10 protein-coding genes are annotated in these 13,931 nt (G+C 66.0%); 5 read left to right on the top strand and 5 right to left on the bottom strand.

Annotated features, from left to right (window positions below; translation table 11 throughout):
- Positions 1-15: 15 nt before the first annotated feature.
- The 5 genes from QOL82_RS01245 to QOL82_RS01225 all read right to left on the bottom strand — a co-directional run bounded on the left by QOL82_RS01245 (position 16) and on the right by QOL82_RS01225 (position 5,013).
- Entirely contained in the window at positions 16-867 is an 852-nt protein-coding gene (locus tag QOL82_RS01245; protein WP_283440798.1) for an ABC transporter permease, read from the bottom strand.
- A 2-nt stretch (positions 868-869) separates the two neighbouring features.
- Positions 870-1,709 (bottom strand): ABC transporter ATP-binding protein, encoded by an 840-nt coding sequence (locus QOL82_RS01240; RefSeq protein ID WP_283440399.1) that lies wholly within the window; start codon positions 1,707-1,709, stop codon positions 870-872.
- The gene (locus QOL82_RS01235; RefSeq protein ID WP_283440797.1) at positions 1,687-2,670 is read right to left on the bottom strand and encodes an ABC transporter substrate-binding protein; all 984 of its coding nucleotides are present in this window, start codon (positions 2,668-2,670) and stop codon (positions 1,687-1,689) included. Before QOL82_RS01235 ends, QOL82_RS01240 begins: the two co-directional genes overlap by 23 nt.
- A 329-nt stretch (positions 2,671-2,999) precedes the next feature.
- A complete protein-coding gene (locus tag QOL82_RS01230) occupies positions 3,000-3,860 on the bottom strand; it encodes a pirin family protein (RefSeq protein ID WP_283440398.1) in 861 nt (286 codons plus the stop codon).
- A 127-nt stretch (positions 3,861-3,987) separates the two neighbouring features.
- Positions 3,988-5,013: an XdhC family protein gene (locus QOL82_RS01225; protein WP_283440397.1), complete on the bottom strand. Its 1,026-nt coding sequence runs from the start codon at positions 5,011-5,013 to the stop codon at positions 3,988-3,990.
- A 394-nt stretch (positions 5,014-5,407) separates the two neighbouring features.
- Here QOL82_RS01225 and QOL82_RS01220 point away from each other — a divergent pair, with 394 nt between their 5' ends.
- The 5 genes from QOL82_RS01220 (at position 5,408) to galK (ending at position 13,921) form a co-directional block, all read left to right on the top strand.
- The gene (locus QOL82_RS01220; RefSeq protein ID WP_283440396.1) at positions 5,408-8,074 is read left to right on the top strand and encodes an FAD-dependent oxidoreductase; all 2,667 of its coding nucleotides are present in this window, start codon (positions 5,408-5,410) and stop codon (positions 8,072-8,074) included.
- Positions 8,075-8,204: 130 nt separating this feature from the next.
- Positions 8,205-10,373: a family 1 glycosylhydrolase gene (locus QOL82_RS01215; RefSeq protein WP_283440395.1), complete on the top strand. Its 2,169-nt coding sequence runs from the start codon at positions 8,205-8,207 to the stop codon at positions 10,371-10,373.
- Between the two features lie 182 nt (positions 10,374-10,555).
- Complete coding sequence (galT, locus tag QOL82_RS01210; RefSeq protein WP_283440394.1) at positions 10,556-11,686, top strand: galactose-1-phosphate uridylyltransferase; 1,131 nt, start codon at positions 10,556-10,558, stop codon at positions 11,684-11,686.
- A gap of 31 nt (positions 11,687-11,717) precedes the next feature.
- Positions 11,718-12,812 carry a M24 family metallopeptidase gene (locus QOL82_RS01205; RefSeq protein ID WP_283440393.1) on the top strand — a complete coding sequence of 365 codons (1,095 nt, stop codon included), beginning with the start codon at positions 11,718-11,720 and terminating at the stop codon, positions 12,810-12,812.
- Entirely contained in the window at positions 12,809-13,921 is a 1,113-nt protein-coding gene (gene galK / locus QOL82_RS01200) for a galactokinase (RefSeq protein WP_283440392.1), read from the top strand. The genes QOL82_RS01205 and galK overlap by 4 nt, the downstream gene beginning before the upstream one ends.
- Positions 13,922-13,931 lie beyond the last annotated feature (10 nt).

The raw sequence follows: 13,931 nt of genomic DNA, 5'->3' as shown, positions 1-13,931 counted from the left end.
GGCCTCGTCCGACGCTTACAGCTTCTCGGTCTCCCCCGACTTCGGCTGCCACTTCATCAGCCGCTTTTCAGCGAGGCCGACCAGTCCGTCGAGCACCAGCGCAAACAGCGTCAGCACCACGATGCCGGCGAACACGGTATTGATGTCGAACGTGCCCTCGGCCTGCAGGATCAGGTAGCCGACGCCACGGGCCGAGCCCAGGTACTCGCCGACGATGGCGCCGACAAAGGCCAGGCCGACCGAGGTGTGCAGGCTGGAAAACACCCATGACGTGGCCGACGGCAGATAGACCGAGCGCAGCAGCTGGCGGGCATTGGCGCCCAGCATGCGGGCATTGGCCAGCACCACCGGGCTGACTTCCTTGACGCCCTGGTAGACGTTGAAGAAGACGATGAAGAACACCAGCGTCACTGCCAGCGCCACCTTGGACCAGATGCCCAGGCCGAACCACATTGCGAAGATGGGCGCGAGGATCACGCGCGGCATCGAGTTGGCGGCCTTGATGTAAGGGTCGAGGATGGCCGAGGCCAGCGGCGACAACGCAAGCCACAGGCCCACCACCAGCGCCAGCGCGGTGCCGATGACGAAGGCCAGCAGCGTCTCGGTCAGCGTCACCAGCAGGTGCGGATAGATCTCGGCGGGGAAGTTGATGGTGAACCAGGTGGTCTCGCCGGTGCCGACTTCAAGCGTGCCGGCGCCGACCGTGAACCATTGCCAGATCCGCACCGCGACCTTCAGCGGCTCGCCGAAGAAGAAGGCGGCCTGCGGATTGCGCGTGGCAAGATGCCATCCCAGCAGTACCACCACCAGCACCAGCGCCTGCCAGACGCGCATATTCCTGTGACTCGGTTTCAATGCTTTCCACATGCTCATGCCAGTTTCTTTTGTTGCTGGTAGCCCTTCAGCACTTCGTCGCGCAGCACGCCCCAGATCTGGCTGTGCAGTTCGACGAAGCGCGGATGCGCGCGTATCTCGGCCACGTCGCGCGGCCGTGGCAGGTCGATGATGAACTCGCCGATGGGATGGGTGGCCGGGCCGGCCGACAGCACCACGACCCGGTCGGACATTGCGATCGCCTCGTCGAGGTCATGCGTGATGAACAGCACCGCCTTCTTCTTCGCGCTCCACAGCTCCAGCACCTCGTTCTCCATCAGCTGCCGGGTCTGGATGTCGAGCGCGGAAAACGGCTCGTCCATCAGGATGATGTCCGGGTCCAGGATGAGGGTCTGCGCCAGCGCCACGCGCTTGCGCATGCCGCCCGACATCTGGTGTGGATACCGGTCGCCGAATCCCTGCAGCCCGACCCGCGCCAGCCATTCCTCGCCGAGCTGGCGTGCGGCGCCATCTTCCATGCCGCGAAACTGCAGCCCGGCAATCACATTCTGCAGCGCGCTGCGCCAGGGCATCAGCGCCTCGGACTGGAACATGTAGCCGGCGCGGCGGTTGACGCCTTCCAGCGGTTCGCCGAACACGCGCACGTTGCCGGTCGAGGGCGTCAGCAGGCCGGCGCCGACATTGAGCAGCGTCGATTTGCCGCAGCCCGTCGGCCCGACCACCGACACGAATTCGCCGGGCGCGATGGCGAGGGTGGTGTCGGCGACCGCGGTATAGCGCTGCGACCGGTCGTCCTTGGAAATGAAGGTACAGCTGATATTGTCCAGCCAAAGCGCCGGCGCGGCCTGGGCCTTACTTGAACTTTGCGTTTGCATTCTTCACCAGTTCGTTCGTGAAGGTCTTGCTGAGATCGATGGGCTTGCCGGCAAGGTCAGGCTCGAAGGCCTGCAGCGTCTTAAGCGCAGTCTGCGGGCCGGCCTCGGGGAAGCGGCCATCCGGCGACAGGGCCTCGCGCACCTTGGTGAAGGTCGCCAGGTAAAGCGCGCGGTCGCCCAGCTGGTAGCTTTCCGGCACCACCTTGATGATGTCGGACGGGCCGGCAGTCTGCAGCCATTTCAGCGCCCGCACCATCGCGTTGGTCAGCGCCTGCGAGGTGTTCGGGTTCTTTTTCAGGAACGCCTCGGTGGTGTACAGCGTCGCGGCAGGCATCGGGCCGCCGAACAGGTCGTTGGTGTCCTTCAGCGTGCGGGTGTCGGCGATGACCTTGATGTCCTTTTTCTCTTCCAGCATCGTCACCACCGGATCGAGGTTGGAGATGGCGTCGATCTGCCCGGAGCGCATCGCCGACAGCGCGCCGGCGGCGGTGCCGACACCGATGAACGAGACATCGGACGGCTTCAGCCCGCCCTTGGCCAGCACGAAGTTGGCGACGATGTTGGTCGACGAGCCGGGCGCGGTGACGCCGATCTTCTTGCCCTTCAGGTCGGCGATCGACTTGAAGTTGGGCATGGTCTTGGTCGATACGCCGAACACGATCTGCGGCGCCCTGCCCTGCAGCACGAAGGCGGTGATCATCTGGCCCTTGGACTGCATGTTGATCGTATGCTCATAGGCGCCCGACACCACGTCGGCGCTGCCGCCGACCAGCGCCTGCAACGCCTTGGCGCCGCCGGCGAAGTCGCTGATCTCGACCTGGAGGCCCTCGTCCTTGAAGTAGCCCTGCTGCTCGGCGATGGTCAGCGGCAGGTAATAGAACAGGTTCTTGCCGCCAACGGCGATCGACACCTTCTGTTTCTCAAGCGCCTGCGCCCAGGCGCTGCCGCTCATGGCCATCATGCCGAAGGTGGCAATGCCGACGAGCGCGGCGATTTTTTTCAATCCGGTTTTCATGCAGTCTCCTGAAGCACGCTGCGCTGGCCACGTCATTGCGCGGCAGGCAGGGTTTTTATGAATTGTTGAAGCGCCAAGGTTCGGCCACATGAAACCTTAACATAACTTTTTTGATGGCAAGACCCTTTGTGCAGTCGAGTTGCACGGTCATGCAGGGCGCATTGCCGGGCGCACCGGCGCTGCGTCGTCCGGCGGCGGGACCGCCTGGCAGCCGCCGCAATGCGCGCCATGCGCCCGAAGAACGGCGCATGGCTGAACGGGAACCGATCGCCCGCCTACTGCGGCAGCCCGCCGAACTTCCCGTCCATGTAGTCCCGCGCTGCCTGCTGTATCTCTTCCCGGGTGTTCATCACGAACGGCCCGTGCGACACGACCGGCTCGCCGATGGGCTGCGCATGCCCGAACAGCAGAACCGTGTCGGCATCGGCAGTGATGTCCACGCTGTCGCCAGCATCGCTCAGCTCGATCAGCCGGTGCTGCTGCGCGACGTCGCCGCCGACACGGACCGAACCGCTCACGACATACAGGAAGACATTGCGGCCTCCCACGCCGGGGAAGCTGACCGCGCCGCCGTCTCGCAGGTTCACGGTGCTCATGAAGACCCCGGTCAGCGATGCGAACGGCCCGGAGCGGCCGCCCCAGTCGCCGGCGATCAGGTTGACCGTGCCGCGCCCGTCGGGCGTGGGCAGCGCCGGTATCGCGTCCTTCTGCAGGCCGGTATAACGCGGCGCGGTCATCTTCAAACGCGACGGCAGGTTGACCCACAGCTGCAGTATCTCCAGCGGGCCGCCGCTCTCCAGGAAGGATGCGGGCGACACCTCGGCATGCACCAGGCCGCTGCCGGCGGTCATCCACTGCACGCCGCCCTCATTGATCACCGACTCGTGGCCGCCGCTGTCCCGATGCGCGAGCGAGCCTTGCAGGATGAAGGTCACCGTCTCGAAGCCGCGATGCGGATGCGGGCCGAAAGGCAGGCCGCGGTTACGCGGTCCATAGACTTGCGGGCCGTGATGGTTCAGGAACAGGAAAGGGTCGAGCTGGTCGATGCCAGGTCCCGGCAGGGGACGGCGGGTGACGAGGTCGCCGATGTCGTCGCGATAGGCGTCATGCTGCCGCCTGATGGTCTTGCTGCTCATGTGCTGTCCTTTATGCAGTGGTCTTCCATGCTGCAATGATGGGGACGAACATGCGTTCATGGAAGCCCGGATTCCGGAACACAGCATGCCGGCAGCGGCATAATCGGGGAGCCGCGATATCGAAGCGTCAGTCGGCCAGCCCGCACGAAGGCTCGCTGGCAAGCTGCTGCGCGGCCCGCTTGGCATTGCCGACGCTGACTTCCGCCGGCAGCGCCACGCCATTTTTCGCCGCCGTCAGTTCGGCCAGGATGGAAATGGCGATCTCGGCCGGCGTCTTGCTGCCGATGTAGAGGCCGACCGGGCCATGCAGCCGCGCCAGCTCGTCGTCGGTCACGTCGAACAGCTTGAGCCGCTCGCGCCGCTTCGCATTGTTGGCGCGCGAGCCGATCGCGCCGACATAGAAGGCCGGCGACTTCAGCGCTTCCATCAGCGCCAGGTCGTCCAGCTTGGGATCGTGGGTCAGCGCAACGACCGCACTGCGGGCGTCGAGCTGCATCGCGATGACCTGGTCGTCCGGCATCTCGTGAACGACCTCCACGCCGGGAACCTGCCAGCTGCCGCGGTACTCCTCGCGCGGGTCGCATACCGTCACCTGGTATTCCATGCCGATGGCGATCTGCGCGAGGAAGCCCGACAGCTGCCCGGCGCCGATGATCAGCAGCCGCCAGCGCGGGCCGTGTATGGTCGTCAGCGCCGCTTCCGACACCTGCATCGCCATGCCGGCGCCGGCCGGCCCCAGCGATACCTCGCCGCTGGCCAGGTCGAGCCGGCGCGCCACCAGCTGATGCTGCGACAGCAGGGTCAGCAGTTCGCCTATCCTGCTGCGCGCCGACAGCGGCTCGATGGCAAGCTGTATGGTTCCGCCGCATGGCAGGCCGAAGCGGTGCGCTTCATCGGCAGTGATGCCATAGGTGACGATCTCCGGATGGGTGTGGACGATGCCCTGTTCGCGGACCCGGGCAATCAGGTCGTCCTCGACGCAGCCGCCGGACACCGAGCCGATGACCTGTCCGTCTTCATTGACAGCCAGCGTCGCGCCCTCCGGCCTGGGGCTGGAACCCCAGGTGCGTATGACCGTGACCAGTTCGCACCGGCGTCCCTGGCTGATCCACTGTTCGCAGGTCTTGAGTACTTCGAGGTCTATGCTGTCCATGATCTGTCTATGCTATGCGTCAATCCGGATGACTATGCCACAGGTCGCGCCGTCGGGCATTGCGCCGGAGCCAAGCACGCTGCCGCTGCATATTATTTACAGGATGCATGCTCCTGCTTTCCTACAAGGGCATGGGGCGATGTCCGATAGTGCAAAAATTGACATTCTTGTAAGCTCCTCGCACGAATACCGTTGCAATGCGAGCCGGTTCTAGCAAGGGTCGGAGTTATTCCCACCCTTTCTCCTCGTGACCGCTCCCGCCTTAATGGAATGGCCTGTCATCCGACCGGCCTCCTGCGTCTGGCGCTTACCTGTCACTGCGTCCGCGATAAGCAACGACGCCTGGCGACGCATTGCCTTTTTGCAGCGCTGCACGTGCCAACCAGGAGATAGCATGCCGACTATATTAGTGTTTTCCCACCTACGCTGGGATTTTGTCTATCAACGGCCCCAGCATCTGCTTTCCCGCCTGGCTGAACATTACAAGATCTGTTTCTTCGAAGAGCCCAGTTTCCGCCCCGGCGAAGGCGCTCTCGAGAGCTACAGTCCTCATCCGAACATCACCGTCTGCAAGCCGCATACGCCAGTCGACATGCCGGGCTTCCATGACGACCACCTGCCCTATCTGAAGAAGATGGTGCGCGAACTGGTGCGCGACGGCGAGGAATACATCGTCTGGTTTTACACCCCGATGGCATTGCCGCTGCTGCAGGAACTGCCGGCCAGCCTGGTCGTGTACGACTGCATGGATGAACTGGCCGCGTTCAAGAACCCGCCGCGCCAGCTGCTGCAGCGGGAGAATTCCCTGCTCAAGCGCGCCGAGATCGTCTTTACCGGCGGCCCCAGCCTGTACAACGCGAAAAAAGATCGCCATCCGAATGTGCACTGCTTCCCGAGCAGCGTCGACGTGCAGCATTTCGCGCAGGCGCTGGACCGGGCCAATGCGCATCCGGCGCACCGCGATATTCCCGGTCCGCGCCTTGGCTTCTACGGCGTGATCGACGAACGTTTCGACACCGAACTGATAGGCAAGGTCGCGCAGGCGCATCCGCAATGGCAGATCGTGCTGGTGGGACCGGTGGTCAAGATCGACCCGGCGACGCTGCCGCGCCATGAAAATATCCATTACCTTGGCCAGCAATCCTATGAAGCGCTGCCGCAGCTGCTGGCAGGCTGGGATGTGTGCCTGATGCCGTTCGCGATGAACGAGTCGACGCGCTTCATCAGCCCGACCAAGTCGCTCGAATACATGGCGGCCGAACTGCCCATCGTCAGCACGCCGGTGCGCGACGTGGTGGACCTGCACAGCGACGTGGTCGCGATTGCGGACACGCCCGAAGCATTCATTGCCGCGTGCGAAGAGGCATTGCTGCTCTCGCCGGAAGAACGCGCGCAAAAAATCGGGCAGATGCGCGACAAGCTGACCCGCACCTCGTGGGATGCCACCGCGATCGCGATGCGCGACCTGATGAACGCGATGGAGCAGACCGTGCGCGAACGCGCCGCCGCCACGGCCAGCGCCGCGCCGGCAGCGGCCCGCAATGTCAACCAGCTTTACAGCCAGCAGCCTGCGCGCAGCTACAGCACGGTTGTGATCGGCGCCGGGCCGACCGGCCTGTCGGCCGCCTATCACCTGGACCAGGACACCCTGCTGCTGGAGCGCAATGCAACCGTCGGCGGATGGTGCCGCTCGATCGAAGACAAGGGCTTTACCTTCGACTATGCCGGCCACATCATGTTTTCCAACGACCCGTACGTGCTCGAGCTGTACCAGACGCTGCTCGGCGATAACCTGCACTGGCAGAACCGCGAAGCCTGGGTCTACAGCAAGGGCGTGCACACCCGCTATCCGTTCCAGGGCGCGCTCTATGGCCTGCCGCCCAAGGTCATCGCCGAATGCATCAGCGGCGCCGTTGAAGCCCGCTATGGCAGCAGCCGCCAGCCCGACACGACTTCCAGCGCGGCCAACTGCACTGTCGCCACCGGCGACGTGAAGGACCTGGAAGACTGCTGCGCGGATGGCGCTGCGCTTCCTTCCTCCACGACGGCTGCGGTCACCGCCGCTTCGTCGCCCGGCGCGGTTGCGCTGCAGGGACAGGCGCCGCGCAACTTCGAGGAATTCATCTACAAGGTGTGGGGCGCCGGTATCGCCAAGCATTTCGCGGTGCCTTACAACCGCAAGCTGTGGACCGTGCCCCTGACCGAGATGGAAACCTCGTGGCTGGGCGGACGCGTGCCCCTGCCCGACCTGAATGAAATCATCGAAGGCGCGCTCGAGCCGGTGGCCAAGCCCATGGGCCCGAACGCCCGCTTCGGCTATCCGCTGAAAGGCGGTTTCGAAGCGCTGATGAAGGGATTCCTGCCGCATATCAAGGGCGCGGTCGAGACCGGCGCCAAGGTGGTCGAACTGCTGCCGCAGGATAAGATGCTGGCGCTTGCCGACGGCCGTCGCTTCCAGTACGACCAGCTGGTCAGCACCATGCCGCTGCCGGAACTGGTAAAGCTGATCGGCGCCAACGCGCCGGCGGAAGTGCATGCGGCCGCGGCCGGCCTGCGCCATATCTCGATACGCTGCGTGAACCTGGGCATTGCCCGTGAAAACATCACGGACAAGCACTGGATCTACTATCCGGAAGACAGCATTTTCCACCGCATCTTCGTACAGGGCAACGCCAGCCCGCATTGCAATCCGCCCGGCGGCTTCGGCCTGACCTGCGAAATCTCGTACTCCGAGCACAAGCCGCTGCCGGCAGACGGCGACGCGCTGGTGGCGCGCTGCATGGCCGATCTGGTCAAGGTCGGGCTGCTGACGGCAGAGGACACGCTGCTGACGTCCAGTCTGGTCGATATGCCCTACGCGTATGTGCTGTACGACCATGCCCGCGCGAAGAATGTCGCGCTGATACGCGACTGGATGGCGCAGCATGACATCGTGCTGGCCGGCCGGTACAGCGAATGGGAGTACTACAACTCCGACCATGCCTTCCTGGCCGGGCGCAAGGCGGCCCAGGCAGTGCAGGCGCTGCGGCCGAAGAAAAGGGCACTGGGCCTGAGCGAGTGATGGCCCCATCGCTCGCGCCGCCGTCCTATGGAAAAGCGGCTTTAAGTCCGGGCCATGGTTTTGCCAGGCGCGAGCCCGGGATGGCGCCTGGCTCCGGCCTGCGGCTACCCGCGATGTTGAGGATGCACGTATGACGATGTCGAGCAATGCCCGGCGGCAGCCGGGGCCGCCCGAACTCTGGGGCGGCATTGAATGCACAGTTGCACGAGTGGGCGATGTGGTGCGCGACCAGGCCAGGGAAACCGGGCACTGGGAGCGCGAGCAGGACCTGGACCAGATCGCCGCCCTTGGCATCCGCACCCTGCGCTATCCGGTGCTGTGGGAAACCATCTCGCCCGACGCGCCCGACCGTTGCGACTGGAGCTGGCACGACCGGCGGCTGGCGAAGATGCGCGACCTCGGCATCAGCCCGATCGCCGGCCTCGTGCACCATGGCAGCGGCCCGCGCTACACCAACCTGGCCGACCTCGCTTTTCCCGAGCTGCTGGCGCAGCATGCGGCCCGCGTCGCCGAACGCTACCCCTGGATAGACAAGTACACCCCGGTCAACGAGCCGCTGACGACGGCACGCTTTTCGGGCCTGTACGGCCACTGGTACCCGCATGGCGCCGACGATGCCACGTTCCTGCGCACGCTGATCAACCAGTGCCGCGCAACCGTGCTCTCGATGCAGGCGATACGCCGGATCAACCCGGCCGCGCAACTGGTCCAGACCGAGGACATGGGCAAGGCCTTCAGTACGCCGCGGCTGCAATACCAGGCCGACCATGAGAACGAGCGGCGCTGGCTCAGCTTCGACCTGCTGTGCGGGCGCGTCGGGCCCGACCATCCGTGGCACGGCCGCTTCGTGAAGAACGGGATCGGCGCCGACGAACTGGCCTTCTTCGTCGAGCAGCCATGCCCGCCGGACATCATCGGCATCAACCATTACCTGACCAGCGAGCGCTACCTCGACGAGCGCGACGAGCTGTTCCCCGAACATCACCTGAGCGGCAACCAGCACGACCGCTATGCTGACGTCGAAGCGGTCCGGATCGACTTCGAAGGCCGGCCGACCGGACCGCTGGCGCGCCTGCGCGAGGTCTGGGAACGCTACGGGCTGCCGATGGCCGTGACGGAAGTCCACCATGGCAACACCCGCGATGAACAACTCCGATGGCTGAAGGAAGTCTGGGACGCCGCCTGCCTGCTGCGCGAGGAAGGCGTCGACCTGCGCGCCGTCACCATCTGGTCCCTGTTCGGCTGCGTCGACTGGAATACGCTGCTCACCCAGCGCAACGGCTTCTACGAGCCGGGGGTATTCGACGTCCGCTGCGACCCGCCGCGTGCGACCGCGCTGGCGATGGCGGCAGGCGCGCTGGCCCGCACCGGCGATTTCAGCCACCCGGTGCTGGACCAGGCCGGATGGTGGCACCGGCATGACCGCTATTACCAGCCGCCGCAGCGCGAGCCGCGCTCGCCGGCGCTGGTGCAGCGGCCGCGCGTGATCGCCATCACAGGCGCCACCGGCACGCTGGGACGCGCATTCGCCCGCGTCTGCACCCAGCGCGGCCTGCCGCACGTGCTGCTGTCCCGCAGCGACATGGACATCACCGACCCGCAGTCGGTCGATGCGGCGCTGGAGCGGGTGCGGCCGTGGGCCGTCATCAATGCCGCCGGCTATGTGCGCGTCGACCAGGCGGAAAAGGAGCAGGAACGCTGTTTCCTTGAAAACGCCCATGGCGCCGAGACGCTGGCCCGCGCCTGTGCCCGTTCCGGCACCCATTACGTCGCATTCTCGTCCGACCTGGTGTTCGACGGCACCCTGGGCCGTGCCTACGTCGAAAGCGACGAAGTCTGCCCGACCGGCGTCTACGGCCGCAGCAAGGCCAGCGCCGAACGGCTGGTGAAACAGGCATTCCCGGAGGCGCTGGTGGTGCGCACCAGCGCGTTCTTCGGCCCGTGGGACACTTATAATTTTGTCCACATGACCCTCAGGGCGCTGAAGGAAGGCCGGCGCGTCGAGGCGAGCGACGCGGTAATGGTCTCGCCGACCTATGTGCCCGACCTGGTGCATGCGGCGCTGGACCTGCTGATCGACCGCTCGGGCGGCGTCTGGCACCTGGCCAACCAGGGCGTCATTTCCTGGCATGAACTGGCGGCCCGCGCCGCCAGCGAAGCCGGCGTCGACAGCAGCAGGCTGGTGCGGGCCGACGGCGGCCAGGCCAGCGCCACCGCGCTGTCGTCCGAACGCGGCCTGCTCCTGCCCACCCTGGAAGGCGCGCTGCAGCGCTACATCAGGGATACGGCACGCGTGTGAGCCGGACGGTGTGATCCTGTGATCCTGTGATCCTGTGATCCTGTGACACGACTTTCCCGGCTTGCCGACGCATTCCCCGCCTGATCCCACGCCCGGCGCAAATAGTTTGCGCCGGGCGATTCTTTATTGAATCCTTTTCGACTCCCGCACTCAAACTGTTATCTAGGTAACTGGAGACAACATTGGAGCAAGACCAAGGCCCGCAACAGAATTCCACAGCACCGCAGTTCACGCTGGAACTGACCAAGCCCGACGGCCGCGCCATGACGCTGTATGGCTGCGGCGGCCCGGTGCGCGTCGACGGCCCGGTGCCCAGTCCGTTCGCCGACCCGCTGCATGCCAATCCGCACCTGCGCTGGCACCCATTGCGCGGCGAGTGGATTACCTATGCGGCCTACCGCCAGGGGCGCACCTTCCTGCCGCCCCCTGAATACAATCCACTGGCCATGTGCGTCGACCCGGCCAACCCGACCGAGCTGCCGGCCGGCGACTATGCGATCGCGGTGTTCGAGAACCGCTTCCCTTCGCTATCGGCCGAGGCTCACGACCCGCCTCCGGCGCTGGTCGAGACTGCGCCCGGCAACGGCCTCTGCGAGGTCGTCGTGTTCACCACCGATCCCAAGGCCTCGCTCGGCGCGCTGCCCCTGCCCCAGATCGAACTCCTGCTGCAGGTCTGGGGCGACCGCACGGTGCGCGCAGCCAGGCGCGGCGACCTCCAGTACGTGCTGCCGTTCGAGAACCGCGGCGCCGAGGTCGGGGTGACGCTGCACCATCCGCATGGCCAGATCTACGCGTATCCGTTCGTGCCGCCGGTGCCGGCGCGGATGCAGCAGACGCAGCAGGCCTTCTATGAGCAGCATCGAAAGTCGCTGCTGGGCGACATGGTGCAAAAGCACATGAAGGCCGGCGAGAACATGGTCTACCAGGGCCAGCATGCGGTTGCCTTCGTGCCGGCCTGCGCCCGTTATCCGTACGAGGTCTGGGTGTCGACCATCGAGCCGGTCGCCTATTTCCATGAGCTGTCCGATGCGCAGCGGGCCGACCTGGCGCGCGCGCTGAAAACCGTGCTGCTCAAGTACGACGGGCTGTGGCAGCGGCCCTTCCCCTACCTGATGGCCTGGTACCAGGCGCCGCTCGATGGCAAGCCGCATCCGGAAGCCTTCCTGCATGCCGAGTTCTCGCCGCCCTACCGGAGCCGCGACCGGCTCAAATACCTGGCCGGCACCGAGCTGGGCGCCGGCATGTTCGCGATGGACGTGCTGCCCGAGGAAAAGGCGCGCGAGCTGCAGCAGGTCCAGGTCACCCTGGATTAAAGACAAGGTTAAAGAGACAAGGCGGGAAACGATGCAAGAACGCAGTATGGAAATCGAAAAGAAACTGGGCATCATGCGCGACTGCCTGCGCAGCAGCGGCGCCTCGATGCTGCGGCTGCGCGGCACCGACTGGTTTGCCTGGGCCACCGCGGGCGGCTCCAACACCGTGCTGCTGGCGGCTGAAACCGGCGTCGCGGAAATCGCGGTGACGGCCACGCATGCGTATGTGCTGACCGACGAGATCGAGGCGCAGCGGCTGCAGGACGAGGAAGTGCCGACCGGTTACGAGTGGCAGGTCGCGCCCTGGGCCGACGCCGGCGTGCGCAGGCGCTTCACCAGCGATCTGGCCGCGGGCGGCGTCGTGCTGTCGGACCGTCCGGCAGGAGCCGAGCAGCCGCTGCCGGCGGAATTCATCCGGCAGCGCTACCGCCTGATGGACAGCGAGATCGTCCGCTACCGCGAAGTCGGCCTGCTGGCCGCGCAGGCGATGACGGAAGTGATGACAGCCGCGCGGCCCGGCTGGACCGAGTTCGAGCTGGCCGGCGCCGGCGCCGAGGCCCTGTGGGCCCGCGGCCTGCATCCGACGCTGACGCTGGTGGCCAACGAGCGCCGGCTGCCGATATACCGCCATGCGACGCCGACCAGGGAACGCCTCGGCAAGCGGGCGATGCTGGTGTTCTGCGCCCGCGGCTACGGCCTGTACGCCAACCTGACCCGCTTCGTGCATTTCGACGGCGCCGCGCCGCAGCCGGCGTCGCAGGCGCTGCTGGAAATCGAGGCCGCCGGCCTTGCCGCCTGCCGCCCCGGCGTGCCGCTGTCGGACGTCTATGCGACACTGGACCAGGCCTACCGCCAGCACGGCTTCGCCGATGGCATACGGCGCCACCACCAGGGCGGCATCTGCGGCTACCTGTCCCGCGAGATCGTGGCGACGCCTGCAACCGGCGAGCCGCTGGCGACGCGCATGGCGATCGCCTTCAATCCCAGCCTGCCCGGCATCAAGCTGGAAGACACCTTTCTGATCCGCGACGACGGGCTGGAGAACCTGACGTTCGACCCGGCCTGGCCGGCGATCACCCACGAAACGCGGCAGCGTGCGCTGCCGCTGGAACCGGAGGCAGCATGAGCGACGACACTTCCCGTTTCTTCGCCGGCGGCGGCATCCAGGTTTCCGCGCCGGGACGCGTCAACCTGCTGGGCGAACACACCGACTACAACGACGGCTTCGTGCTGCCGGTCGCCATCCCGCAGCGGACCCATGTGCAGGTGGCGCCGAGCATCGACAGCCGTTTCCACGTGTACTCCAGCAACCTCGACGAGAACGCCGAATTCGACGCCGACGGCGACCTGCCCGACGGTTACGCCCGCTATGTCGCCGGCTGTATCCGCGTGCTGCGCGACCATGGCATCGACGTGCCGCCGCTGAGCATGAAGGTGCATTCCGACGTGCCGATGGGCTCGGGCCTGTCCTCCAGCGCCGCGCTGGAAGTCGCGGTGCTGCGCGCATTGCGCCAAATGCTGCGCCTCGACCTCGATGACGTGCAGATCGCGCAATATGCGCAGGCCGCCGAGATCCGCTATGCCGGCGTGCAATGCGGCATCATGGACCAGATGGCGTCCAGCCTGGCCGACACCGGCCACATGCTGTTCCTCGATACCCGCACGCTGGAACGCCGCGTGCTGCCGATGCCGAAAGACACCGAGCTGATCGTGATCGACTCGGGCGTGGCCCGCACGCTCGCCACCAGCAAGTACAACGAACGCTTCGCCGAATGCCGCGAGGCGGCCCGCCTGCTGGGCGTGCCCATGCTGCGGGATGTCACCGACGTTGCCGCGCTGGACGTGCTGCCGGCCACACTGCAGAAACGCGCCCGCCACGTCGTCACCGAGAACGCGCGGGTGCTGGCGGCCATCGCCGACGGCGTCGACGGGGCCGCCTTCGGCAAGCTGATGAACGCGTCCCACGCCAGCCTGCGCGACGACTACGAAGTGTCGGTGCCGGCGCTCGACACCCTGTGCGACATGCTGCGCGCCGAAGCCGGCGTCTACGGCGCGCGCCTGACCGGAGCCGGCTTCGGCGGCGCCTGCGTGGCGCTGTGCGCGAAGTCGCGTGCGGCCGCCATCGCCACCGCGGTCACCCAGCGCTACAACCACGACCGCCTGCTGCAGCTGGCTGGCGTGCTGCTGCCCGCGCCCGATGCCGATGCGGACCAGCCGCAACCCTTATTCGATTGATTGAAAGGAA

Origin of the sequence: Noviherbaspirillum suwonense (assembly GCF_900182955.1) — a bacterium.
GTDB classification, from domain to species: domain Bacteria; phylum Pseudomonadota; class Gammaproteobacteria; order Burkholderiales; family Burkholderiaceae_D; genus Noviherbaspirillum_A; species Noviherbaspirillum_A suwonense.
The sequence above is the reverse complement of the archived record's forward strand: the minus strand, read 5'-3'. Positions and strand labels throughout refer to the sequence as shown.